Origin of the sequence: Clostridium aceticum, from assembly GCF_001042715.1 — a bacterium.
Taxonomy (GTDB): domain Bacteria; phylum Bacillota; class Clostridia; order Peptostreptococcales; family Natronincolaceae; genus Andreesenella; species Andreesenella acetica.
The window spans coordinates 491,908-515,566 of record NZ_CP009687.1 but is presented as its reverse complement, the minus strand read 5'-3'; the positions used below and the strand labels follow the sequence as shown (position 1 = coordinate 515,566).

The following is a 23,659-nucleotide window of genomic DNA, read 5'->3' as shown; positions in this document are numbered from 1 at the left end:
ATAAAATCATTGTAAAAAATAATTCGACTATATCTTAACCAGTTATATCTAACCAATAAACTAACTTTTGTATTATATCATATATTGAAAATTTTTACAAATTATTTGTAAAAACGAATAATGATCCTGTAAATGATATGCTCTCCTTATGGTAAACAGTTTAAATAATAAAAACTGTTTACCATAAGGAGGAGTATCTTTTTATGTCTGGAAACAGCAATGTATCACCTGAAGAAAAACTATTGGCTGTAACAATACATCTAAACAATTCAAAAATAAACTTGATGAAGCAGGAATGACTCAGAGTATGTCTAGAGTTTCCAGATACATTGATAATGGTCCTATGAAAGCCTTTTGTGGAATGATCAAAACGGAACGGTGAATAACTATAGTTATTCACTATACAACTCCAAAACCCTCTCCCCCGTCACCTTAATAGCAATGGCTCCTATAGGTGCCGTCACAACAATAGCCAATACAGCCAATGCCAATATCACTTCTCCTGCAGGTGCTCCAATAGATAAGGGTACTGCTCCAATGGCTGCCTGTACCGTTGCTTTTGGTATATAGGCAACAACACAAAATCCTCTCTCTTTTGCTGAAAGATTTGTTCCTAAAAGCGATAAATATACACCAAGGGACCTTGCCATAAGACCTATAGCAATAATTATCAAACCAATCCACCCAGTTTCTGCGGCAAGATAGATATTTACTTGGGCACCTACTAAAACAAATAAGATAATTTCAGCAAAAACCCATATTTTATTGAATTTATCAGACAATTCCTTAGCTAGAACCTCTTTTTTCTCTAAAATCACAAATCCAATTACCATCACGCCTAATAGAGCTGCAATAGGTACGATGTCATGCAGGATATCCTCCAATCCAGTTAGAATAATTGCTGAAGCCAAAATCATTAATACCTTCTTCGTATTTCTAATATGAAAATGATTAAAGATATAAAGTAATAGTATGCTTAAAACAGCACCCAAAGCTATGCCTGTCACAATGGATAAAGGAATGTTTAGTAGTTGTCTTATAAAATTAATATTTTGTCCTCCATACATGCCTACAAAACTAGAGAATATTGTGATTGCAACGACATCATCTACGGAAGCTCCTGCCAATATTAATGTGGGAATTCCTTTTTCTTCCCCCTTTCTCCTTTCGATAAAGGAAAGCATTGAAGGTACAATGACCGCTGGTGATACAGCCGCAATAATAAAACCTAACATGCCTGCCTCCACCCTGCTAATATCAAGAAGATATCCAGCCACCAACATAACTGTTAATCCTTCAAAAATCCCTGGGATACAACTTAACTTTACAGCAGGTATACCTATCTTATTTAAAGTATCTCGATTAATACCAAAACCTGCTCGAATTAAAATGATAATTAAAGCAATTTTTCTTAAATCTCCTGAAATGAGCAATATACTTTCATCTAACCAATCTAGTCCGTAGGGTCCGATCAGCACCCCCAACACCAACATTCCCAGTAATCCTGGAAGTTTCATTTTTGTAAACAATTGATTGAATAACAAGCCCAATAAAATGATCATAGCTAAACTAAACGCCATACAAATCCCTCCCATTTAATAATATTAGTATTTTCTCCTATCCACCGAATTAAATTAAGCTTTTAAATACAAAAAACTCCTGTAAAACCATCGATATCGATTGTTTTACAGGAGTCATCAACTAAATTTCAGTGGTTAAGGGCGAACTCCATCGCCATTTAATTATAAAGAAATTATATCATGCTATCCCATCTTTTTCAACCATATAAAGGAATATTTTACACCATTATCAGTTTTTGTGACGATAGAGGATTTTAAAGGAAGTTAGACTGATTCTACTGTAACTTTATTTCTATCCAATCCGTAATAGGCCGCATCTTTTCAACTCCTATTTCTATAGGAGTTGTTTTAAAAAACTCATATTTTTCTGCTATCACAACCAGTAAAATCATAATAACGATGAAACCATAAATATAGAAAATTTTTTTATTGCTTTTATCTAGTTTGACAAAATCAATCATCAATACACCTGCCACCAACAGTATTAAAATAATCTTCACTAGATTCTCCCCCTATTTAGGTTTAGTGCAGAGTGAAGAAGCGTGCTCTCTACCCTTACATTGATATCTGCCTGAGAAAATACTTGATTCCAATCATCCTTTAACTCCTTAAACTCTTTGGGATACTTCCTGAAAAAATCTTGGCTTAAGTTAAAATAATCAACCTCATATTTCTGCTGGGCATCGCAGATAGCTTTATTTAACTTATCTGTTAAAGTTTGATTTAATTGATTTTGTAGAAATATTATGTCTAACTCATAGGCACTATCTCCCTTTACAATTCTCTCAGCTACATTACCTTCAACCTTTAATTCAATATCAAAGCTTACTTTTCCATCCTTATAATCTGGTGTAATAATGGGTGTTCCTGACAAACTCTCTACTATGATTTTGTCGTTGGTAGGAGCATATTCAAAAGCAATTAAACCATTTCTAAAATTGTTAGTAATAAGGTTAAAGGCTTGACTCTCTTCATAGTCTAGGTATCCCTTAAGTTTGTCATCATCAAAAATAGCTATTTGGCTTAATTTCAGTTGCGGCAACTCCTTCTCTGATGGAGAAGGCAGCTTTTCCACCAGCGTAGTTACATAATTAAGTACAGGGTTGTTGATTGCCTCCGCTGTTTCATGAAGGTTAGCAACATAGATTTTGTTATTAGCACCAAAGTTTTCTGCTACTATGTTCATAACACTAGCAGGAATTGCTCTAAGAATATTTGGGGTATCAAAAATTTCTTCGGGGGGGATTTTGCTAATAAAGACCTCCATTTCTAGCCGCACTTCCATATCCTGTACAAGAAAACTAACCACTTGCCTTATTCCTTCCTTTGCCACTGATTCATCTATAACAAGAGCTTTAATATGGGCAATATAAAGACGCCGCCCAGCTATCATAGACATATTTCTTAAGGCATCAAAAACCGTAAGGCCTTCCGCTTTTATAATGGTGTACACATCTCTCTTAGCAGAACTGTCTGCTGCAATCGCATCAGGGTTAGCAACTTGCACCACGACAGAATAAAGACCCTCGTCAGTTTTAGAAACACCTAGACCCAGCACAAAACCGAGATCTTCAATTTCCCTACGACTCCAACAGGAGGTGGTGAATATAGTAGAAAACAACAGAATGAAAATAATACTAGCTCTTTTCATAATTCTCTCCTCTCTTCATCCTTCAGCGGTTTGGGCTTTAGTTTTTTTGATTTTCTCTTCATATTTTCTTTTGCAATATGGGGAGATCTTTCGGTAATAGCCCATTGAGGAAATCGCATTACCCAATCCTTCATTTCCTGTAGGCTTAAAGGAGCAAAGGGTATCATAAAGGGAACGCCAAAAGACCTTAGAGATATAAGATGGAGTGCCACTAGCAAGGCACCAGTCATAATACCATAAATCCCCAAGGTTGCTGCTAGAGCCATCATAAAAAACCGCACTAGTCTTAAACTTAAGGAAAAATTGCTGTAGGGCATTGTGAAGGAAAATATAGCTGTGATAGCCACCACGATGACCACCGCAGAAGAGACCAACCCAGCCTCCACAGCCGCTTGTCCGATAATCAAAGCCCCTACAATGCTTACCGCTTGCCCTATATGGGTTGGCAGTCTCGTTCCTGCTTGTCTCAATGCCTCGAAGGCAAGCTCCATAATCAGTGCCTCAACAAAGGCGGGAAAAGGTACACCAGCTCTAGCCCCAGCGATGGTGAGGGCTAGAGCCGTTGGCAGCATCTCTTGATGAAAGGTAGTAATTGCAATATATATTGAAGGTAAAAATGTTAACACAAAGCCCCCCAGATACCCAATAAATCGACAAAAGTTAGCAAAGGAAGGAACTTGATAATAGTCTTCAATCCCATTAAAGAAATCGGAAACAATTGCAGGAACTATGATTATAAAGGGAGAGCCATCATAGAGGATAGCAATCCTACCCTCTAACAGCATCGCTTGTGTTCTATCGGGTCTCTCTGTATAAAGGGTGGTTTGAAAAAGGCTGGTGGGAGCATCACTAATATATTCTTCAATGACACTAGAACCAATAACACCATCAACATCGATCCTCTTCAGGCGTCTAAAGACCTCCTCTACAATGGAAGGGTCAGCAATATGATTGATATAAGCCACTCTTATTTCTGATCTTGTTTCCCTACCTAGTTTAAGCTCTTTAACCACAAGATTTGGAGACTTAATTTTTTTCCTAAGTATAGAAATATTAGTTGCTATATCTTCTACAAACCCCTGTTGAGGACCTTTGACCACCTTCTCTGTTTGAGGTTCAGCATATTCTCTGGCAGCATCTTTAGAGATACTAAGGGATAAAGCAGTAGGATATTTGTGAATCAGTAAAATGCCTTTTCCCGATAAGATTTCCTCTACGGCATCCTTTACTTGATGGATAGGAAAAATGCTACTATTGGATAGCATCCTCTCTATTAAGGTATCTATATGGGAGTGCAAATAAACTCTTTCCTCCACTGTCCTTTGACCAAGACCCTGGGTTAAGGGTGCTAGTACAGAGGATTCTAACGTATTTTGGTTGATTAAGGTTTCGATAAATACTACTGCTGCCCTTATACCAGGAACTGTGGAAATTTCGAGATATCGAATAAGGAGATCATCACTACCCCCTAAGTAAGATTGCAGTATATGAATGTTTTTATCTAAGTCACGTGAAAACTTCATGGTCTGAAGAGTTTCTTGCTTATTCTCCATTTTGCTTGTACTGTTGTTGTTATTATTTTTAATCATTTTACTGATGGTTTCTTTAAAAATTTGTAGTATTGATTTTTTCACAGCTGCCCCTCCCTTGGATACCAATCATATTTTGTGCATTTATGGGATAAAATATGATGGAATGAAAGAGAAGAGAGGGAAAAGCTTATGATGAAAACAGAAAACGGAGAAAAAGAGTTCATTTCCTTTAGACAACTTTTTTGGTTAACTGTAGCACAGCTTGGAGGAGCATCTATTATCTATCTTCCTGGAATGATTGAGGCAGGAAGGGATGTGTGGATTTCCAACATTATCGCTTCCATAGTAGGCTATATAGTAATCTTCAGTCATTATCTTCCCTTGTCTCTATGCCCTGGCTCAAGTATGACGAAAGCCCTGAATACATATTGGGGAAGGCTCCTGGGGGGCTTGATTAATCTTTATTATATTTTTTTCTTCTTTTTTCTTTGCTGTCTTATCATTTCAGATGTTTTTTATTTTGGAAAAATAACTATGCCTGAAACCCCTGGCTATATTTTTATCGTTTTTTTCCTAGTACCTGCCGTCTATGGGGTAAAGCTTGGCCTAGAAGTAGTTGTAAGGCTAATAGAGTTTCTCGTACCCATCCTTGTGATTATTTACTGTATTTTACTACTATTGGTTTTACCTAAACTGGACTTACAAAGGATTTTTCCCATTATGGCGGAGGGGATAAAGCCTGTACTGGCAGGAGCCATTCCTAATATGAACTTTCCTTATGCACAAATATTGCCAGTGGCCTTTTATTATAAGCATACGAAAGCAAATAGCCAAGGACAAAGAAATTTCTTGAACTACACCTTTATGGCAATTGTCTTATCTACAGTACTGTTAACCTTTAGAGCATTATCTGCTTCTACTGCCTTTGAGGAAGCAACCTTAAAAACCCTTACCTTTCCTCCCTTTAGCCTCATAAGGATGATTGAGGTTGGAAATGTTCTAGAGAGGTTAGACCCTTTATTGTTGGCAGTCTTTTATGGCACTACTTACTTTAAGTTCATTCTTACCTATTACATCATCTGTGAAATCATTTCTGATTATTTTCAGGTAGGGCAACCTAGTGATTTTGCTTGGCCGACTGCTATTTTCATTGGGGTATCTATGCCCTTTTTAGTACCTAGGTTTGATATAATTATAGAGACTGTGGTACCCTACTTTCTTGTATCTCTGCCATTATTTCTGCCCATACCTCTATTATTGTATATAACGATTAGGATAAAAAATAGAAAATCTCAAAAACCAGTAGGGCAGTAAAAAAAGCAGTACATTCTATTCTCTTAGGGTATAGGGGTTACTAAACAAAAAGGTGTTAGAAATATATGATAATGTATGTTATAATCACTCCAAGTTTTCTTCATCCGCCCATTGGTCCTACCTGGGTTGTTGGCTGGCAATATACTCTGCTACTTCGTTTAGCCAGCTTGGTATCGTTACATTTTTACGGACTGACGTATATCGTTTGCTTTACGATATGCTATAAAATCAACGGCTATAAGGGTCACAATTTCGTCGGATTTATGCTTCATTCATTGGTGATTTTCCTTCGTTATTTCTATTTTCTTTACTATATCATTCCACAAATTAGTAATCTTTACATTTTTAAATCCTGCTATCTTTACATTTTCCTCTGTACGTCTGTTTATGTTGGCACCATATAGGTTCACTGTAAGAGGATTCATCAAATCCATCAATAGGCCCACCACCTTTTTCTCACTTCTTACGTGCTCGATTAGAATTACCTTTCCACCAGGCTTCAACACTCTCTTCACTTCTTTGAAACCTTTAATAGGATCAGGAATAGAGCAGAAAACACAGGTTGCTACAACATAGTCAAAGCTATTATCTGGTAAATCCATTTTTTGTGCGTCCATCTCCTTTAGTTCTACTTTTGCACCTAGTTTTTGGACCTTTTCTCCAGCTTTTTTCAGCATATTGGGGCTAAAATCAATAGCAGTTACTTCAATGTCGTCATGATAATATTCAATATTTTTCCCAGTTCCCACGCCTATCTCCAGCACCTTGCCTTTTAGGCTTTCAAAAATTGGTTTTCTCCATCTTCCTAAGGCCATTTTTTCCATAGGTCCTTCTAGTAAATCATATATCTTTGCTACACGGTTGTACCTTTTTCTTATTCTATCCGTTTGTATATTCATGAAACAACAATTCCTTTCTATCTCTTACTTACAATCTCCTAAAAAATTTCCTTTCTTTTGATCTATTCCGGTCTCTCTGGATATATTCTATTTCTCAAATGAGTTCCTATAATGATTCATATTAAAAGCTATCAGTATAATAACATTTATATGCTGCGATTTTCCTTAGGTAGGATTATGCTAAATTTACTTCCTTTACCTTTTTCACTTTCTACAGTGATTTTACCTCCATGGGCTTCAATCAAGTTTTTTGTAATGGTTAGTCCTATTCCTGCTCCTCCAGTTTTTCTACTTCTTGATTCATCACTTCTATAGAATCTTTCAAATATATAAGGAATCTCATTGCCATCTATACCAATTCCTGTATCATCAATAGTTATTTTTATCATCCCTTTTTCTTTTACCAAATCTACATTCACGCTTCCCCCTGGGTTTGTAAACTTAAGAGCATTCGATAAAACATTTATTAGTGCCTGCTTAATTTTATCTTTATCTCCGTTTATCTGAACATCCTTCTGAATATTGCTATCAATTTTAATTCTTTTATCTTGAAACTTTATTGCAAGGCTTTCTAATACTTCCTCTAAGTCCCTTGATAAAGAATATTCTTGGAGCTCTAAGTTAAGTCTGTGACTTTCTATGTCTGTTAAGTGTTTTAGCTCTTCCACCAGCTTGATCAATCTAACCACTTCACTCTTACATATATCTAATTTGTCCTGAGTGGGCTCCCAAATACCATCACTAATGGCTTCTATATGACTTTGTAGTATGGTCAGAGGGGTTCTTAGCTCATGGGATATATCAGAAGTTAATCTTTTTCTTAATAGCTGCTGACTATTTAGAGAGTTAGCTAAGTGATTAATTGAACTAGAAAGCTCTTGAAGTTCTACTATATTATTAGATATTTCCACCTTAGTATCTAACTTACCCTCCCTTATATAATTAGCTGCCCTCGTGATCCGTAAAATTGGCTTTAAAAAAATCCTTGAAGAATACATTCCTAGTAAAATTGCTGATAAAATTGAAATAATTGCACTGTACAGAATAGACCTATTTATGCCTCTAGTAAATTCTATTTCTCTTTCAGATACTTGAAAAGGACCTATGTGCCCAATTGCTATAGTTCCAATCTTTTTATCGTAAGAAAATGCTTCATGATTCTCCACAATGTAGTTTTCTCCCCTTAAATTTTGCCCCATCGTCCCCCTAGACCCCCTACCCATCATAGGATGTCCCATTCTATCCATCATCTGATTATGCATCTGAATCATATTATTCTCCATATAGTGGGTATACACAATATTATTTTGCTCATCCTTAATTTCAATATCAAAAGTATGAATAAGATGAGAAACATTAATGTTATATATTGTAGCTTCTGTCCATCCCCCATTTACGGTATAGGACTCCTCAATCAATCTGATTACTTCTTCTACTCTATTCTCCTGCTCCCTTTGCATATAAGCCTCAAACCTACTAAGTACAGTAACGTTTGTAATAATACTTACTAAAAAAATTGAGAAGGCAGCCCCTCCTAGAGTCATTAATATAAGCCTTGTTCTTAGTTTATTGAACATTTTTAATCCTCCTGAAACTTATACCCTATGCCATATACAGTGGCAATATATTTATTGTTGCCATCCTCAATCTTTTGCCTTATGTTTTTTACATGAGTATCTATCGTTCTATCATAACCCTCATAATCGTAGCCTAATACTTTAACTACTAGCTCTTCACGACTAAATATCCTTCCTATATTTTGAATCAGTAGACTCAGTAGCTTGTATTCTTTGGCTGTCAAACTCACAATTTTACCTTGCTTTTTTACTTCCATCTTATTTAAATCTATTGTTAGATCCCCATTAGAAAAATCTAGTATGTTTGCCTTTACCCCTTCAGTGTCTGTTCTTCTTAAAATAGCCCTTACCCTAGCTACTAATTCCTTTGGACTAAAGGGTTTAGTAATATAATCATCGGCTCCAATATCTAAGCCATAAATTCGATCTGATTCCTGTGCCTTTGCTGTCAGCATCAGTATCGGCACCTGAGATTTGATGCGTATTTTCTTACAAACCTCTTCTCCCGATAGGTCTGGCAGCATTAGGTCTAAAATTATAAAATCAATTTCCTGCTGATTAAATATATCTATAGCCTTACTTCCATTATAGGCAACAAAAGTGTTATACCCTTCTTTTTCAAGATAGGCTCTAACTACATCTGCAATACTCTCTTCATCCTCTACTATCAGGATATTTCTCACCTTATAATCCATTTTCCCACTCCCTATATCTAAATACTCCACTACATAGTTTGTAGTCAAGATTTTACATGCACTTTTAATACTATTCCATGAGTATATCTATACCCAATGAAGACTTTATACCATCTTCCATCCAGACAGCCATATCTTCAAAACCATTTCCTCTCATTATTTGCATCATATCGCCACTATTCCTGTAGTGTTTGTTAAAGCTTCCTTCTGTTATTCCTTCTCGGGTTAAATAACCTCTTCTAGTATTCATAGGTCTTGTGAAGTTTGTTTCTTCAGCAGAGGTATATCCCACTATTGATATAGCCGCAATAATTGCTATCCCTGCTATTGCTAATAATCTCTTTTTCATAATGTTTTCCTCCTCTATATTTTTTAAGTAACTTTCTTAACTTCCTTACATTGATTATAGGAAAACATTTTGAAGAAATTATGAGGAAATTTTTTCAGTATATATTTTTTAGCTTAGGCTATAGTCTTAAGTTAAGTTTATATTTTGCAATATAATACACATTTCCTAATACCTTTATCTGTTCTGAATTTAATATTTGGTTAGTAGGCCTTGGGATTCGTTGGTTTGGGAAATATGTAAAGCTAACTAAATTGTGCTATACTATGGAATTAATTAGCTTTGAAGTTTTGGTGAAGTATAGCAAGTGGAAACTGTATCAATTCAAAAACGCTACAAATCAATAATGTTGCTTTTGCATTAATCAAATATCTTTCTAGTAAATTCATTATATATTCCTTAAATGTAAAATTTCGCAACACTTTTATAAAAAAAGAGGTGTTTGTAAAAAAATGTCGAATTTTATCCTTGTAGCTAGATCTTATTTGCTATTTAAAATCATTTTCTATAATTTGTAATTTCTTAGAAAATATTCTTCAATTGAGAATCTCACAATACCAAAACATTAGTAGTAGCAATCTTATTTAAAGGAATAAGCCTTTTGTAAAAATATATGATTTTTTAAAACCCTTTAAGTTCTAGAATTATTATATAATTTCGTCTAATGAGTAACAATAAAGGAGGACATACTATGTGGAAAATATTCATCGGTGTAATTATTGGAGTGCTACTATCTGGCGTGTTTATTAAGGTATATAAAGGGAGCTCTAACAAAGGCATTGAACAAAATAAGCTTATAAAAGAAAAAAATAATAGTATTAAGGAATTATTAAGCCAATCGGTACAAACCATTATAGAACTCAATCAAATTTCGGTAGCTACGACTCAAGCTTCAAAGTCAATGGATGAAACGGCAACAGGACAATTAGAGTCAATGGTTGAACTAGAAACAACTATCAGGGAAATTACCAAGGGTTCGGAAGAAGTCACTGATAATATTACTAAGCTATCAGACATTATATCCAGGACTGCTGTAAAGGGAGAAAAAGTTAGAAGTAACACAGTTGAAATGGTAACCATATCGGAAAAAGGTAAAAGTGCCATGGAGGATACAGCCCGAGAGGTTACCACCGTTAGGGATTCTATGGTTAAATTAACAGACACAGTAGTAGAGGCAGGCAATTCTACTTCGGAAATTAAAGGAATTATACAGGTTATAGACAGTATTGCTAACCAAACAAATCTGCTGGCATTAAATGCATCTATTGAGGCTGCAAGAGCTGGGGAACACGGCCGGGGCTTTGCGGTAGTAGCTGAAGAAATAAGGAATCTAGCTAAAAATGTTACAGAGGCTACTAAAAGTGTCGAAGGTTTAATCTTAAATGTTCAGTCGATCGTAACCAGAGCAGTGAACGAAACTAAGTTCAGTACCGAAAGCATTGCTTCGGTGCAACAGTCGCTAAAGGACACAGATGAAATTTTTGAAAAAACGCTACAATCTATTCATGAAGTCGATGATCAATTAAGTACTATTGTTCTTGATTTGAAATCTATAGATGAATTTACCCACGAGATTGCCAGTATTACAGAGGAGCAATTGGCTGGCTCTGAAGAGATGTTGGCAACATCTGAAGGTGTTCATGCAATGACTACGGATACATTAACTCATAGTAAATTAGTGAGAGAGAATGCTGAAAAACTAACAAATATGATAAATGAAACTGGCAAAAGTACTATTGCCCAAATGAAAGAAATTGCAGGAAATAGTGGAGATTATGGCTACTTCTTTTATAAGCATGATCTTAATTGGGTATTCCAATATGCAACGCCTTCAGTAGAAACTGTGTTAGGCTATACCCCCCAAGAGTTTATGACAAATGTACAGGATTTTATGCCAGACTCAGAAATTAACTCAAAAGCTATTTCTTATACCGAAGGAACTTTTAAAGGAATTCAACAATCCTCTTACAAAGTGGAATTTAGGAAAAAAGATTCTACTATTGCATTGACAGAAGTAACAGAATTCCCAGTGTTTGATGGACGGGGGACAGTAATTGCTGTAGAGGGTCTAGTTGAATTAATTAACTAGTACTTTAAATAAACCTTAATATCCTTTAGTTGCCGTTATTAAAAAACAAAGATTTGGTTATATGTACTCATAAAAACCCCTCCTACTGCAATTATATGCTAATTCTGATAGGAGGGAGTTTTTTTATTTTGAGCCTATAGAAAATTTTGTGTAAACAGATTAAATATACTCTTTCTAGATAATAATTGAGGTAATGATAAAACACCAATTTTTTCAGTAAGAGGAGTACTATAACTTAGCTGGACACCAATAAAGCTTCCTCCTTTTTTCAGCGTTGTAAAGAATGATTCCGTACAAGCATTATCATAGCAGTCTCCTTAACGCTCATACTCTACCTTATGCCATTTTCTCTAAGTTTATCTTGATAATCACTGGTGCCCTCTATCTGAATAAAATATTAAGCCTTTAACTGGCCTTTCACGGGTAATAATTTGCTCTAAGGCATTGAGGGTTAATTCTTTAGTCATTCTACTATCTAATGATCCGCCTACTATCTTTTTATGATACATATCTTCTTGACAGAAAACCCGGAGCTATATTCTTCGATAAATAAATATTTTACTTCACATCCCTGCTGAAGATGCCCATAACCTTTTTATTGATAATTTCTATAGGCAAGAGAAGAAAACCACTTCCCTTACAACTGTAAAGGTCCCCACATTGCGTAGTCTTTTTCATTTTTAAAGCCTGAAGCTATAGAAATAGGGAAGGTATGGTATAATAAAGATAAAGAAGTGATAGACATTTCAGTGACAGCAATGGCTACAATTGATCTAAAGCTACCTTTAATATAGAGGAGGGAGTAGATATGAGGAATTTTGAAAGGATTTCAAGTGAGACGGTTCGAAGAGTATTAAAAGAAGTTGTTGTTAGCATGGATGAGATCTTTGGCAGCGACTTGAAAAATATCATTTTATATGGTTCTTATGCAAGAAATGAGCATACATCAGAATCAGATATCGATGTAATGATTTTAGTAGGCTTAGATGAGGAACGACTAAAGTCTTATGAAGGTCAGCTGACGGATGTTATGGTGGACTTATCTTTAAAGTATGATGTAGTCCTTTCATTATATGCCCATAGTGCAGAGAAATATAAAAGCCAGGTTAGTGTCCTCCCGTTTTTAGGTAATATTCAAAAGGAGGGGATTGAAGTATATGGATGAGATGCTAATAGAATTAGCAAAGTACAGAGTAGCTAAAGCCCTAGAAGATCTAGAGGCAGCTAAACTTATGTGCCCAGTCCCTCAATCGGTCATATTACTCAATCTTTCATTCTGTTAGAGCCGTGTTGGCATTTGAAAAATTTGACTCTAAGAAACATTCCGGTATCATAGCATACTTTAACAAAAATTTGTTGCCTCAGGAATATTTGAAAAAAAATATTCTCAGACAGGCTATTTATTCTTCTATCTCTCTCCATAGATAGAGGCTTTTTTCTTTTTTGTGTCCACTTATTTTGTGGCACCATCAGTGGCACAAAATACACCAATAATACAACAACACAAAAACAAACAAAACCTGTAATCATTGAAATTACAGGTTTTAACTGGCGCGCCCTGAGGGACTCGAACCCCCAACCTTCAGATTCGAAGTCTGCAACTCTATCCGATTGAGCTAAGGGCGCATATTTATATGTGCAAAAAATTAATGGAGCGGAAGACGGGACTCGAACCCGCGACCCTCGCCTTGGCAAGGCGATGCTCTACCACTGAGCCACTTCCGCATGTAAGAAGGGGTTATTCCCTTCCTTAGTTAATTTGGCTGGGATAGCAGGACTCGAACCTGCGGATGACGGAGTCAAAGTCCGTTGCCTTACCGGCTTGGCTATATCCCATTATTTATATCTTTAACTTGGGGTGGATGATGGGATTCGAACCCACGCATGCAGGAGCCACAATCCTGTGTCTTAACCACTTGACTACACCCACCATAATAAAGTGGCGTACCCACAGGGATTCGAACCCCGGACTCTCGCCTTAGAAGGGCGATGCTCTATCCAGCTGAGCTATGGGTACATATTTTAATTGGAGCGGGTGAAGGGAATCGAACCCTCGCGGTCAGCTTGGAAGGCTGAAGTTCTACCACTGAACTACACCCGCATCATTGTTTTTTTAACGCTATAATATCTTATCACATCAAACTATAAAAGTCAACGCTTTTTTAGTTTGACCTCCTTCTTTTTTGAAGGACAAGATATAGTATACCTATAATAACGCTACAAGTCAATAAATTCATTTTGTTATTACTAAGGATTTCCCCTTGTTCTTAAAATTATACTCCTTTATTCTTTAATTTTCTCCTAATTATTAAATAGTCTATAGACAATACAATACCTTTATCTTCGTTCAAGTTCCTATAGGACATATACAAGCCCTATAGGAACTCAATCATAACTCCACAAACGCAACAGAAATATCCTCATCAATGGTGATAATAGCATAGCATTTTGAAGAATTCCCCCTTGGTATAGAGATACTGCCAGGATTTAGTAGGATCATTCCCTCTTCTATAGAGTAATGTGGTACATGGCTATGTCCGAAAATCACAACATCTGCCTCTAGCTCTTTTCCCCTATAAAAGATTTTCTCTAATCCATATTTTACTCCATATCGATGTCCGTGGGTAACAAAGAACTTTTTTTCTCCGAATGTTTCTAACAGTTCATCTTTTCCCTCCGGATGAGTATCATAGTTGCCCCTTACTCCGATCGTTTTAACATCAGAGTTTTCAGCAATATATTTCATATCATCAAAATTATCTCCCGTATGAATAATATAATCTATATCTTCAGCAGCAATAGATTCCATAGCCCAATCGATATTCTCCGTCTGCCCATGACTATCTCCTAATACAGCTATTTTCAAACTATTCACCTCTTAATCTTTCCGTAAAAGTCTTCTTCATTTGTTCTAGAGCTTTAGCACGATGACTAATCTTATTTTTTTCTTGTAAGCCTATTTCCGCCAAACTTAGACCGTCGTATCCTCTAGGCATAAATAAAGGATCATATCCAAAGCCTTCTTGGCCTTTAAGCTCAAATCCAATCACACCATAAAGTTCTCCTCGCACAGTAAAGTTTTCACCATCCGGCATGACGACAGCTATTACACACACAAACCTAGCTCTTCGGCCTGATAGGGGGACATCCTTCAATAGTCTAAGTAACTTTTCGTTATTTTCCTCGTCTGTAGCTTTTTCTCCAGCAAATCTTGAGGAATAGACCCCCGGTTGGCAGTCTAAATACTCTACCTCTAGACCTGAATCGTCTGCTATAGCCATATATCCTGTCTTCTCCATAACTGTTTTGGCTTTGATTAAAGCATTTTCCTCAAAGGTAGTACCACTCTCTATAATTTCTAGTCCCTGTAGATTTACATCCTGCATAGACTTTATTTCTAAGTTAAAGCCCTTTAAGATTTCCCCTATCTCTTGCAACTTGTGGGAATTACCTGTAGCAATAACAGCAATATTACTTTTCATTTTTCTCCTCCGCAACCCCATCAGCAGTACTTTTCACCTTGTCTGCTATTTCTCCCAATATAGATTTTTGTAAAGCTAACAATTCACTATTACCTTTTTCCGCCAAGGTTAGCAGTTCCATTAGGTCTTTTTTAGAAAAAGGGGCTTCTTCTCCTGTACCCTGTACTTCGATAAACTCTCCTTTATCTGTCATAACAACATTCATATCTACTTTTGCCTTGGAGTCTTCTTCATAGCACAAGTCCAGTACAGCTTTATCGTCTACGATACCTACGCTAATAGCTGAAACAAAGCTTTTTATAGGAAATTCTTGCAAAGTTCCCTTTTCCATTAACAAATTGACAGCCTCTACTAATGCTACAAAGGCTCCTGTAATTGATGCTGTTCTAGTACCACCATCTGCCTGAATCACATCGCAATCAATCCATATCGTTCTTTCTCCCATACTATCTAAATCTACTACTGACCGTAGAGCTCGTCCTATCAATCTTTGGATTTCTTGCGTTCTTCCTTCAACCTTCCCTCTAGAGGATTCTCTTATTTTTCGGGTTTGGGTAGAACTAGGCAGCATGGAGTACTCAGCAGTAATCCAGCCCTTACCTGTATTTTTTAAAAATGGCGGTACCTTTTCTTCAATCATAGCAGTACATATGACTCTTGTTTCCCCCATCTCTACTAATACAGAGCCTTGAGCCTGTTTTGTATAGTTTTTTGTAAACTTTACAGGTCTTAATTCATCGTAGTTTCTTCCATCTATTCTATTCAAATAAATCTTCCTCTCTTCAATTCTTAGGTTAGTAGAAAAATATGTAACTTTCTAAGTTGTATTGTATCACACTTTTCTTTTTCTATAAAAGTTTTCCCAAAATTTTTCTTTTTATTTCCATAAAAAGCAGGAGAACATACTTCTTCTCCTGCTTTTGGTACCAAATTTTAAAATTCATTTGAGAAATAGGGTAAGTTTAAGCTCACATCACTACTTAACTGTATTTCTGTACCATTGGATAGTATTCTTACTTGCGTTATCGTAGGCTCTATTTCTTTAAGCGTCAATCCTAATTCATAGATGAGTGACTGCTGATGTCTTGCATTTTCTGGCATTCTTTTAATCTCCTCAGAAAAATCTATATAGGCTACTCCATCTTTAACATATACATCATTCACAGAGGTACCAAAGGGAATTTCACTATATAATCCACTGTTTTCTGGAGCTCCCTCCAACAATGCTATTAGAGCTGACTTAATATCTGCCTTTAAAGCACTTATTCCCTTTGTCACGGGAACAAAAAAGGATTCTTCTCCATTGGTGGTTCCTTTATAGTATACGACAACTGGAATACTCTCTTCCTGCAGGACACCAGCTAAATTAATGTTTTCTCTTTCTAGAGGTTCTGTAATATTTGTGCCATATGTAAGTTTTTTAGGGGCAGCTCCCTCCACCAGTATTTGTACATTATCAATGCTTTCAAATTCCGTTAAAGTATAGACGATGGATTGAACTATGGTCCTCTCATCTACCTCATTATGATAAGTCAAAATATTTTCATTAAAGTCAACTGTACATAAACCATCTCGTATAGACATGCCAATAATCTCTGTTCCTGCTGGCAGCACTGGTTTTAAACCAATAGCAGCTAAGTCCTCTCTTAATACTGGTCGATCTATCAACTGGTTTATTGCAGCTTGAGCAATTCCCTCATCCCAAGGTATTTTTCTCATTACAGGGACGATAAATCCCTTTTCATCTCTATAGTAAAGTACTGTTCTTCTTAAACCTTCATTTTCAAAGTCCACAAAGCCTTCTTGATCAATGAGATAACTAACATAAGAAGTCTCCAAATCTTCTTTTTCTTGTATTAGGTTAGCAATGGGATTTTTGCAGCCTGTTAAGGCGATGATCATACATAGTACCACACTAACAGCCAACAGCTTATAAAATTTCATACATCTTCGTCCCCCTTAACAATATAATACCGAATTCTTCTATAACATTATATTATAAAGGGTATGCTACTATTCTTCATTTATCTTCTTTTAAAGCGTGTGAAGTATCCTCCTCTTATTGACCTAGCATCGGTAATGGTAACAAAAGCTTTTTTATCATGCTCATCTATAATTCTATAGAGCTTTGGCAAGTTTTTTCTTTGCATCATTATATTCAATAGATGCTGCATTCCCTCTCTTCCATAACCTTCAACTACTGTAACCCCAAAACCTTCTGCCCTAAGTTTTTCTACCAAATACATAGAATTCCCTAAAGAAATCACCTGAACTATGATACTGCCTAGTGCCATTTTTTCTTCTACAAAAATCCCCATATAATTACCACTAGCAAATCCCAAGGCATAAGCAATCACGTTCACAGGATTGTTTAACTCTGTCAGTACTTTTCCTATAGCCATTATATAGATAATGATCTCTACAAATCCTATCAAGGCTGCCTGAATACGCCTTCCCTTTACTACCATAATCATACGAATAGTTGCTAATGTAACGTCAGAAACCTTAGCAAAGTAAATAAACAAGTAACCCAAAATCCCCTCCATATTTAAACCTCCTATAAATATTCTTTCTGTTATCCTATATACCCAGTAAAGTATCCAACTTCACACGCACAAAGAATGGACAGAGGATTCCTCTGTCCATTTATTATTTCTATTTTACCTCTTCAAAATACTTAACAATCCCTTGAAACATTCCTTCCGCTACCAACTGCCTATATTCCGAAGTAGCCAGTCTTGCCACTTCCTCAGCATTTGTTAAAAACCCTATTTCACTTAATACAGCTGGCATAGTTGTATCTCTTAACACCACTAGTTTATCTCTTGCCACAATATTTCTACTATGAGCTCCGGTTACCTTAACCATTTCTCTCTGGAAAATCTCTGCTAATTTTTTGTTAGGTCGATGATCATTAGGATTTATGTCGCTAGGATAGTATAAGTTTTCAATACCTCTAGCAGTTGAAGCTCCCGCAGCATTTGCATGGACACTTATAAATAAATCTGCCTGCAACTGATTTGCTATCTTAGCACGATCTGCTAAAGCCACAGAAGTATCTGTTTCTCTTGTCATGTAAGTGTTAAAACCAGCTTCTGTCAATAATTTATTCAAGCGTTTGGCTACATCCAACACAAGATCTTTTTCCATTAACCCACTAATAGGTGATATGGCCCCCGGATCTGTTCCACCATGCCCTGGATCGATAACAATCAAAGGAGTTTTCGTCGGGCTTTGCTGGTTATTTCTAGGTAAAAACTCTATTGCATAATCTCTTGTATAGCTTGGAGATACTACTCTATATTGTATATCTTCTTGTAAAGCAACAACAACAATATATTGATCTGTTGTTCTATCTTCGCTTATAGAAACACTTTGTACAAGGTGATCATTAATTTCTATTGTTTTTATTGGCAACTCAATATCTTCCTTGGATATCGCAACTTGTAAAGTTTTCCCGTAATCTCTTACACTAAAAGCATATTCTACTAAGGAAGCTGTTTTAAATTCTAGTCTTGTAAGCTGCCTGTTTACTTCTCTGTATTGTAGAACTTCGATAGAGTCATTCTCTTCTATATCCTCTAGGTATAGGAATAATCTATCGCTCTCAACCACCTTTTGATAATCAGCGTAATCTTCTCTTTGCTGTAGGGTAATGACCAGTCTCACACTCTCACTAGAGGTCATCTCTGCAACATCAATAGATTGAATGAGTTTGCTATTTATCTGCAAATTCCTTAAGTTCTTTGAAGGATCTAACGTGGAAGACGGTATGTCTACAATAAGACGTTCTGGATTATGGAGTCTTGTTACAGTATGATTAACTATATTGTCCCCGTGAACAACGATTACTTCCCGTCCTTGATAGATCTCTGTTCTAACATCCTTTACATAGCTTTTATTGACTTCTTCAGTCACAAATTGAATTACCGTTTCATTTGTCTTATTATCATAAGACACTTCAGGTTTTGCCATATTATCTAATTCTATCGTCACTCTTGTTGTCATGGGGTTCAACTCAAACTGTGCTGCTCTAACACTTCTAATCCCGTTTCCATTTACTTGGACCTGTAGGGTACCATTTGGTAATAGGTCGCTTTTATTGGCTAAATCAAACTTTGTATCTACAAAGTTAAATACAACTCTTGCAGGATTACTCAATTCGGAGGTAGTATAGGTCAGTTGTTGGTCTCCCTTAACACGAATTTCAGTAGTATTTCCAACGGTATTCACTTGTATACCTGTCATCGTCTTGTAAGTTGGCTTTTTTCCCTCTACAGACACGGTTCTAGTACTTTCGTTCCATTCTACTTTTAAACCTAGTTCTCTAAGAAATGCGATGGGGAGCATGGTTCTGCCACTACCTTGATAGGTAAGAATTTTAGGCGGAACATCACTAGGTAAGCGCTTCGCCACATCATTTACAGTAGCAATAGGGCTGTCAATTTTTAAGATAACTGTTTGATCCTCCGAAGTAATAACTACTTCTCTCGAGGCGTCCCTCCATTCAACCCCTATACCCATGTTCCTTACAGTATGTATAGGTACTAATGTCCTACCTTGATGCAAAACAGCTGGTACATCGGTTGTAGCAGGTTTCCCTTCAATGTTTAATTTCACAGTGTGAAAATCCATCGTTCTGCCGTCCATAGTCATTCTAACTAAATTGCTGTTTGCATTTGCATAACCCAGCGAGGTGGTGAGAATAACCAACAGTAATACAACTGAAATAATTTTTTTCATTAGCTTGTCCCCCAATTAAATAATTCTGGTTCAGGCTGAAAAATATTTGCTAACAACCATACACCGATAAATATACCTACTATAGTTATATCATTGTTATAAACTTCCCGTCAATCAATCAGCTAAATTGTCATAAAGATGTAAAATAGATAAAAACTTGTAATAAAAAATAGGCTACTACGCCTATTTATATTACTTTGTATAGTTCATCCGTTTTAGGTGCTTCCAATGGATTTTTTGTAGTTCCCTTTAAAATCACTTTTTCCTCTTTTGTGATTTTTCCTATCATGGTAGCTTCAATAGCATGCTCTTTAAACGTTTCTAGAAGCACTTGTGCTTTTTCTTTAGAAGCCGCCATAACCATCACACCACTAGAGATTAATCTTAAAGGATCAATAGATAATTCTGCACATATTTTCAAGGTCTCAGAAGCTATAGGAATTTTATCTTCATAGACTTCTATGCCCACCTGAGAAGCTTCTGCCAATTCCCATAAGGCTCCTAATATTCCTCCTTCTGTTACATCGTGCATACTATTCACCCCTACAGTCCCTGCCAATACACCTTCTTTGACGACACTGATTTTTTTTGCAAATCCCTTAGCATTATCTATTACTTCCTGCGGAATGGCTTTTCTAAGCTGATCTTCTAAATCGGCAGCAATGATGGCAGTACCTTCTAAACCTGCGTGTTTTGTCATAATAACATGATCCCCCACCTGGGCACCCTTGGAAGTAACCATAGCAGCTTTTTTCTGTTTTCCAATGGCAGTAGTGGTAATTACCATACGATTTACCGCATCTGTAATTTCTGAATGCCCACCTATAATTTCTACATTGATAGAGGCTGCTGCTCTGTTGGCCTCCTGCATAACATAACTCAAATCCTCTTTTGTCGTACCTATTGGGGCCAAAATCGTCATCATCACACCAATAGGTTCTACGCCATTAGAAGCAATATCATTGCATGAAATGTGTATACTTAAACTCCCTATATCCTTCACCGCTCCAGTAATGGGGTCTGTACTCATCACACATACATTTTCCCCAAAGTCTACGACAGCACAGTCTTCTCCAATATTCGGACGTACTAAGACTTCAGATCTTTTATGCTGAATATTTTTAAAAATCACTTCCTTTAAAATATCTGTAGGTACCTTTCCAACCTCCATATTTTTCCCCCTCTTTCACTAATAATCGTATTATAACACAGTTTTTTTTCAGATTACATACAGAATATTCGTCTCCATTCCTGTATTTCTAAGGTGCGGTGGTCTGATACTAAATACAAAACTTCAATATTTTCTGGGGGTATAGAGTGAAAGATCATTACTTCTGCATCATAACTTTCCTTTAAATCTTTTCTTTCCTTAAGGTTTTCTTGAAAGCTTAGAGAGGTTTCCCAGTAATCTTTTATTAATGCTTTCCCTTTTGTTTCCAGATAAGCTTTAGCCTCACGAAATCCATCTACGTTTTGTAAAATAAAGGGTTCGTAGATTTGATTTGCTCTGTTTTCATTGGCTACCCAACATCTTGTAGGGTCTACCTTCACCGCTAGTACTGCTGTATGAGAATGAAAATTAGGCTCTTTTCTGTAGTTCATAGAAGCAAATATAGCCTTTTTTCGTATAACCCAAGAAGGTACATTGACAGGTCGAAGTTGATCGATAAAGTCATGAAAAGAATAGTAGTGTCTTTCATAGGTAATTTTATCATTATACTCTATTCCATCCTTTAAAATCTTTTTTAAATCTGTTATATGAGCAATGTGATAAATCACACCTGTTTTGCTATAATCATGAAAAAACATAATATCACCTCTTACGAAATTTCCTTACATAGTAATAATTACAATGTATTAGAAGTTTTTTTTATCCCAAAATATAAGTATAATAAGGAGGTGGGGTTTTGATAACAATCTTTTGTAATCATTCATGTGTTTATGAAAATGAAGGTACATGTACCTTGACCCATATCACTTCAGCATCAGAGTTAAGCGATAGAAGCTGTGCCTATTATAAACAAAAGGGGGATGAAACTAAAAAATCTAATAAAATTTAGTATGATCTTTTTTCTGTTCATTTATTAAAAACATAACAAAATAGTTTCTTTAAGTTGTATGACAAAAACAGCAAAGAAGACCTTCTCTGCTGTTTTTTTCTGACTTTTTAATGACTATAGAGATTTTGTATTTTCATGAGTTGTTGATATCCTAAAAAAAGAGCACTTAAAAGAAAAACCAACCAAAAGGTAACCAACCTTAGAATTAAAGCAAGAGCCATACCTTCGTAGGAAGCTACTCCCAAGGGCAGAAGAAAGAACACCATACTTCCTTCAAAGGTCCCTACTCCTCCTGGTAGTAGTGGCAGCATGCCAATCATGTAGGTCAAATAAGTGATTACTGCAATCCCTATAAAAGATAATTGTATATTTAATCCCTTGGCAATCAAATATGCTTTAAAAGCAAAAAGTAACCAGATGATTAACGATAAAGAAAACTGTCCGCAAAGTTGTTTTTTTTGTTGAAGCATATCTCTAACTGTTGCTTCTAATGTTTCTAAAACATCATAAAACTTTTCCTTCCACTTTTTCTTTATAGTGAGGCCTTTAATAAAACTTAATAACTTAGAAGGGTATAGCACCAACAGCAGTAGTACCAACAAAACAACAGTCAAAAACAAAAAACTACCGAAAATAACCTTCACTTGTAGTCCCTCTACATCTACAGAAACTACAAACCATCCCATTGATAAAATATTTAGCAACAAAAATGCTATTAAACTAATAGTTTTTTGCACTGCCACCAGTGCTGCTGCTTTACCAGTAGAAAATCCCATTCTGGTTTTCAACAAATATACCTTTGTAGCTTCCCCACCTGCTTTAGCAGAGGGTGTAATGCTTTCTACAAAAGTTCCTACCATATTCATATGAATTAAATCCTTCAAAGCCGTTTTTTCTCCCATATTCAAGGCTATCTTATGCCATTGAAGATTAATTAGCAGTATGGTGATCAGTTGCAATAAACATATAAATAACAAGTTTTCAAGACTAAAATCCTTCAGGACTATAAACACTTGTGAAAAATCAGCCTGCCATAGGATGATGCACACCAGCAGTATCCCTGCTATAAACAGGACTAGCTTTTTCATTGTTTTTCCCTCCAAGATTTTTAATATAAAGTAAAGTCTCTCTCATGATTGTATTTTCTTCTTCCCTGCAACTATACTTATCACAGTAACGGGCCCGTTGCAATAATGTGTAAATATCCTTCAAACTATTTCTAGGACTCCGTACCAATATTCTTGTGCCTTGAGTTGCCTTTTTTAAAATATTATTTAGTATTTCTTCATGAGGACAAGCCTGTCTAGCTATATGTATCACAGTAAAATTTGATGGATCTACTTCTTGCCCAGACTCTTGAAACACCTTAATCTTTTTGTCCAAATGATATTTTTCAATAACTCTTCTTGAGTTATCTATGGCTATAGGATCTACATCCACCACTTCAACATCAGCCCCTGTTTTTAAAGCAATCTCCAAGGCTGTACAAGGAAAAGAGCCTCCACCTATGCACAGCACCTTATCTTCTTTACATATATTTACGATTTCTATTTCTTTTGCTACCTTACCCCTGTAGTAAGGAAAAAGAATACGCCCTGTGGTCGGATGCTTTGATAAAATTTTTTCTAATTCCCGCGTAATAAATGGTCTGAGTTCCATACTTATTCCACCTTTTAAAGTAATCAATCTAT

At 36.0% G+C, this 23,659-nt stretch carries 24 protein-coding genes, 6 tRNA genes, 1 pseudogene and 1 riboswitch; of the genes and pseudogenes, 7 read left to right on the top strand and 24 right to left on the bottom strand.

All coding sequences use genetic code 11. The features are described 5' to 3' along the window. Positions 1 to 244: 244 nt before the first annotated feature. Positions 245 to 376, top strand: a pseudogene (locus CACET_RS21265) (IS3 family transposase); the annotation flags it as partial. A 16-nt stretch (positions 377 to 392) separates the two neighbouring features. Here CACET_RS21265 and CACET_RS02395 read toward each other — a convergent pair. The 4 genes from CACET_RS02395 to CACET_RS02380 form a co-directional block, all read right to left on the bottom strand. Continuing rightward, positions 393 to 1,580, bottom strand: a complete 1,188-nt coding sequence (locus tag CACET_RS02395) for a cation:proton antiporter domain-containing protein (protein WP_044823136.1) — start codon at positions 1,578 to 1,580, stop codon at positions 393 to 395. A 101-nt stretch (positions 1,581 to 1,681) separates the two neighbouring features. After that, positions 1,682 to 1,745, bottom strand: a riboswitch (Fluoride riboswitch). A 110-nt stretch (positions 1,746 to 1,855) separates the two neighbouring features. Further along, entirely contained in the window at positions 1,856 to 2,080 is a 225-nt protein-coding gene (locus tag CACET_RS02390) for a hypothetical protein (RefSeq protein ID WP_044823137.1), read from the bottom strand. Continuing rightward, positions 2,080 to 3,231 (bottom strand): Ger(x)C family spore germination protein, encoded by a 1,152-nt coding sequence (locus tag CACET_RS02385; RefSeq protein WP_044823138.1) that lies wholly within the window; start codon positions 3,229 to 3,231, stop codon positions 2,080 to 2,082. Before CACET_RS02385 ends, CACET_RS02390 begins: the two co-directional genes overlap by 1 nt. After that, positions 3,228 to 4,865: a spore germination protein gene (locus CACET_RS02380; protein ID WP_052661209.1), complete on the bottom strand. Its 1,638-nt coding sequence runs from the start codon at positions 4,863 to 4,865 to the stop codon at positions 3,228 to 3,230. The genes CACET_RS02385 and CACET_RS02380 overlap by 4 nt, the downstream gene beginning before the upstream one ends. An 87-nt stretch (positions 4,866 to 4,952) precedes the next feature. Here CACET_RS02380 and CACET_RS02375 point away from each other — a divergent pair, with 87 nt between their 5' ends. After that, positions 4,953 to 6,077: a GerAB/ArcD/ProY family transporter gene (locus CACET_RS02375; RefSeq protein WP_044823139.1), complete on the top strand. Its 1,125-nt coding sequence runs from the start codon at positions 4,953 to 4,955 to the stop codon at positions 6,075 to 6,077. A 272-nt stretch (positions 6,078 to 6,349) separates the two neighbouring features. Here the strand turns inward: CACET_RS02375 and CACET_RS02370 are convergent, their stop codons facing one another. The 4 genes from CACET_RS02370 to CACET_RS02355 all read right to left on the bottom strand — a co-directional run bounded on the left by CACET_RS02370 (position 6,350) and on the right by CACET_RS02355 (position 9,597). Beyond that, positions 6,350 to 6,976 carry a class I SAM-dependent methyltransferase gene (locus CACET_RS02370; RefSeq protein ID WP_044823140.1) on the bottom strand — a complete coding sequence of 209 codons (627 nt, stop codon included), beginning with the start codon at positions 6,974 to 6,976 and terminating at the stop codon, positions 6,350 to 6,352. 146 nt (positions 6,977 to 7,122) lie between these two features. Continuing rightward, positions 7,123 to 8,553 carry a sensor histidine kinase gene (locus CACET_RS02365; RefSeq protein ID WP_044823141.1) on the bottom strand — a complete coding sequence of 477 codons (1,431 nt, stop codon included), beginning with the start codon at positions 8,551 to 8,553 and terminating at the stop codon, positions 7,123 to 7,125. A 2-nt stretch (positions 8,554 to 8,555) separates the two neighbouring features. Further along, complete coding sequence (locus tag CACET_RS02360; RefSeq protein ID WP_044823142.1) at positions 8,556 to 9,248, bottom strand: response regulator transcription factor; 693 nt, start codon at positions 9,246 to 9,248, stop codon at positions 8,556 to 8,558. A 70-nt stretch (positions 9,249 to 9,318) separates the two neighbouring features. Next, on the bottom strand, positions 9,319 to 9,597 hold the full coding sequence (locus CACET_RS02355) for a hypothetical protein (protein WP_044823143.1): 279 nt from the start codon (positions 9,595 to 9,597) through the stop codon (positions 9,319 to 9,321). Between the two features lie 688 nt (positions 9,598 to 10,285). Here CACET_RS02355 and CACET_RS02350 point away from each other — a divergent pair. The 4 genes from CACET_RS02350 (at position 10,286) to CACET_RS20885 (ending at position 13,111) form a co-directional block, all read left to right on the top strand. After that, complete coding sequence (locus tag CACET_RS02350) at positions 10,286 to 11,683, top strand: methyl-accepting chemotaxis protein (protein WP_044823144.1); 1,398 nt, start codon at positions 10,286 to 10,288, stop codon at positions 11,681 to 11,683. Between the two features lie 808 nt (positions 11,684 to 12,491). Continuing rightward, entirely contained in the window at positions 12,492 to 12,848 is a 357-nt protein-coding gene (locus tag CACET_RS02345; RefSeq protein ID WP_044823145.1) for a nucleotidyltransferase domain-containing protein, read from the top strand. Beyond that, the gene (locus CACET_RS21060) at positions 12,841 to 12,966 is read left to right on the top strand and encodes a hypothetical protein (protein WP_278287090.1); all 126 of its coding nucleotides are present in this window, start codon (positions 12,841 to 12,843) and stop codon (positions 12,964 to 12,966) included. Before CACET_RS02345 ends, CACET_RS21060 begins: the two co-directional genes overlap by 8 nt. Positions 12,967 to 12,970: 4 nt before the next feature. Continuing rightward, on the top strand, positions 12,971 to 13,111 hold the full coding sequence (locus CACET_RS20885) for a hypothetical protein (protein ID WP_242846867.1): 141 nt from the start codon (positions 12,971 to 12,973) through the stop codon (positions 13,109 to 13,111). Positions 13,112 to 13,232: 121 nt separating this feature from the next. Here the strand turns inward: CACET_RS20885 and CACET_RS02335 are convergent. The 14 genes from CACET_RS02335 to CACET_RS02270 all read right to left on the bottom strand — a co-directional run bounded on the left by CACET_RS02335 (position 13,233) and on the right by CACET_RS02270 (position 21,717). Next, positions 13,233 to 13,309: transfer RNA gene (locus CACET_RS02335), tRNA-Arg, on the bottom strand. A gap of 24 nt (positions 13,310 to 13,333) precedes the next feature. Then, positions 13,334 to 13,408, bottom strand: a tRNA-Gly gene (locus tag CACET_RS02330). Positions 13,409 to 13,443: 35 nt separating this feature from the next. Further along, positions 13,444 to 13,519 (bottom strand) — tRNA-Gln (locus tag CACET_RS02325). 18 nt (positions 13,520 to 13,537) lie between these two features. Next, positions 13,538 to 13,613 (bottom strand) — tRNA-His (locus CACET_RS02320). 10 nt (positions 13,614 to 13,623) lie between these two features. Further along, positions 13,624 to 13,700 (bottom strand) — tRNA-Arg (locus tag CACET_RS02315). Between the two features lie 10 nt (positions 13,701 to 13,710). After that, positions 13,711 to 13,784: transfer RNA gene (locus CACET_RS02310), tRNA-Gly, on the bottom strand. A gap of 288 nt (positions 13,785 to 14,072) precedes the next feature. After that, entirely contained in the window at positions 14,073 to 14,558 is a 486-nt protein-coding gene (locus CACET_RS02305; RefSeq protein ID WP_052661210.1) for a YfcE family phosphodiesterase, read from the bottom strand. Beyond that, positions 14,551 to 15,165 (bottom strand): RdgB/HAM1 family non-canonical purine NTP pyrophosphatase, encoded by a 615-nt coding sequence (gene rdgB, locus CACET_RS02300; protein ID WP_044823148.1) that lies wholly within the window; start codon positions 15,163 to 15,165, stop codon positions 14,551 to 14,553. Before rdgB ends, CACET_RS02305 begins: the two co-directional genes overlap by 8 nt. Beyond that, entirely contained in the window at positions 15,155 to 15,931 is a 777-nt protein-coding gene (gene rph / locus CACET_RS02295) for a ribonuclease PH (protein ID WP_044823149.1), read from the bottom strand. The genes rdgB and rph overlap by 11 nt, the downstream gene beginning before the upstream one ends. Positions 15,932 to 16,098: 167 nt before the next feature. Further along, positions 16,099 to 17,109 (bottom strand): GerMN domain-containing protein, encoded by a 1,011-nt coding sequence (locus CACET_RS02290; RefSeq protein ID WP_044823150.1) that lies wholly within the window; start codon positions 17,107 to 17,109, stop codon positions 16,099 to 16,101. 80 nt (positions 17,110 to 17,189) lie between these two features. Next, complete coding sequence (locus CACET_RS02285) at positions 17,190 to 17,711, bottom strand: DUF2179 domain-containing protein (protein WP_044823151.1); 522 nt, start codon at positions 17,709 to 17,711, stop codon at positions 17,190 to 17,192. A 109-nt stretch (positions 17,712 to 17,820) separates the two neighbouring features. Continuing rightward, positions 17,821 to 19,908, bottom strand: a complete 2,088-nt coding sequence (locus CACET_RS02280) for an N-acetylmuramoyl-L-alanine amidase (RefSeq protein WP_048407518.1) — start codon at positions 19,906 to 19,908, stop codon at positions 17,821 to 17,823. A 187-nt stretch (positions 19,909 to 20,095) separates the two neighbouring features. Next, on the bottom strand, positions 20,096 to 21,079 hold the full coding sequence (locus CACET_RS02275) for an AIR synthase family protein (protein WP_044823152.1): 984 nt from the start codon (positions 21,077 to 21,079) through the stop codon (positions 20,096 to 20,098). A gap of 53 nt (positions 21,080 to 21,132) precedes the next feature. Beyond that, positions 21,133 to 21,717, bottom strand: a complete 585-nt coding sequence (locus tag CACET_RS02270; RefSeq protein ID WP_044823153.1) for a DUF4433 domain-containing protein — start codon at positions 21,715 to 21,717, stop codon at positions 21,133 to 21,135. Positions 21,718 to 21,815: 98 nt separating this feature from the next. Between CACET_RS02270 and CACET_RS20075 the strand changes: the two genes are divergently transcribed. Next, positions 21,816 to 21,968 (top strand): hydroxymyristoyl-ACP dehydratase, encoded by a 153-nt coding sequence (locus CACET_RS20075; protein ID WP_144414700.1) that lies wholly within the window; start codon positions 21,816 to 21,818, stop codon positions 21,966 to 21,968. Positions 21,969 to 22,075: 107 nt separating this feature from the next. Here the strand turns inward: CACET_RS20075 and CACET_RS02265 are convergent, their stop codons facing one another. Both CACET_RS02265 and CACET_RS02260 read right to left on the bottom strand, forming a co-directional pair. Further along, the gene (locus CACET_RS02265; RefSeq protein WP_044823154.1) at positions 22,076 to 23,056 is read right to left on the bottom strand and encodes a lysylphosphatidylglycerol synthase transmembrane domain-containing protein; all 981 of its coding nucleotides are present in this window, start codon (positions 23,054 to 23,056) and stop codon (positions 22,076 to 22,078) included. Next, positions 22,992 to 23,627, bottom strand: coding sequence for an SAM-dependent methyltransferase (locus tag CACET_RS02260; RefSeq protein WP_044823155.1), 636 nt, complete (start codon positions 23,625 to 23,627; stop codon positions 22,992 to 22,994). Before CACET_RS02260 ends, CACET_RS02265 begins: the two co-directional genes overlap by 65 nt. Positions 23,628 to 23,659: the final 32 nt, after the last annotated feature.

Bases quoted from the DNA above. Each gene is read 5' to 3' on its own strand.
- CACET_RS02270 (WP_044823153.1), bottom strand. From the start codon at position 21,717: ATGTTTTTTCATGATTATAGCAAAACAGGTGTGATTTATCACATTGCT.
- CACET_RS02355 (WP_044823143.1), bottom strand. From the start codon at position 9,597: ATGAAAAAGAGATTATTAGCAATAGCAGGGATAGCAATTATTGCGGCT.
- CACET_RS02385 (WP_044823138.1), bottom strand. From the start codon at position 3,231: ATGAAAAGAGCTAGTATTATTTTCATTCTGTTGTTTTCTACTATATTC.
- CACET_RS02375 (WP_044823139.1), top strand. From the start codon at position 4,953: ATGATGAAAACAGAAAACGGAGAAAAAGAGTTCATTTCCTTTAGACAA.
- rdgB (WP_044823148.1), bottom strand. From the start codon at position 15,165: ATGAAAAGTAATATTGCTGTTATTGCTACAGGTAATTCCCACAAGTTG.
- CACET_RS21060 (WP_278287090.1), top strand. From the start codon at position 12,841: ATGGATGAGATGCTAATAGAATTAGCAAAGTACAGAGTAGCTAAAGCC.
- CACET_RS02370 (WP_044823140.1), bottom strand. From the start codon at position 6,976: ATGAATATACAAACGGATAGAATAAGAAAAAGGTACAACCGTGTAGCA.
- CACET_RS02265 (WP_044823154.1), bottom strand. From the start codon at position 23,056: ATGAAAAAGCTAGTCCTGTTTATAGCAGGGATACTGCTGGTGTGCATC.
- CACET_RS02280 (WP_048407518.1), bottom strand. From the start codon at position 19,908: ATGAAAAAAATTATTTCAGTTGTATTACTGTTGGTTATTCTCACCACC.
- CACET_RS02285 (WP_044823151.1), bottom strand. From the start codon at position 17,711: ATGGAGGGGATTTTGGGTTACTTGTTTATTTACTTTGCTAAGGTTTCT.
- CACET_RS02275 (WP_044823152.1), bottom strand. From the start codon at position 21,079: ATGGAGGTTGGAAAGGTACCTACAGATATTTTAAAGGAAGTGATTTTT.
- CACET_RS02290 (WP_044823150.1), bottom strand. From the start codon at position 17,109: ATGAAATTTTATAAGCTGTTGGCTGTTAGTGTGGTACTATGTATGATC.
- CACET_RS02260 (WP_044823155.1), bottom strand. From the start codon at position 23,627: ATGGAACTCAGACCATTTATTACGCGGGAATTAGAAAAAATTTTATCA.
- CACET_RS02360 (WP_044823142.1), bottom strand. From the start codon at position 9,248: ATGGATTATAAGGTGAGAAATATCCTGATAGTAGAGGATGAAGAGAGT.
- CACET_RS02365 (WP_044823141.1), bottom strand. From the start codon at position 8,553: ATGTTCAATAAACTAAGAACAAGGCTTATATTAATGACTCTAGGAGGG.
- CACET_RS02345 (WP_044823145.1), top strand. From the start codon at position 12,492: ATGAGGAATTTTGAAAGGATTTCAAGTGAGACGGTTCGAAGAGTATTA.
- CACET_RS02350 (WP_044823144.1), top strand. From the start codon at position 10,286: ATGTGGAAAATATTCATCGGTGTAATTATTGGAGTGCTACTATCTGGC.
- CACET_RS02395 (WP_044823136.1), bottom strand. From the start codon at position 1,580: ATGGCGTTTAGTTTAGCTATGATCATTTTATTGGGCTTGTTATTCAAT.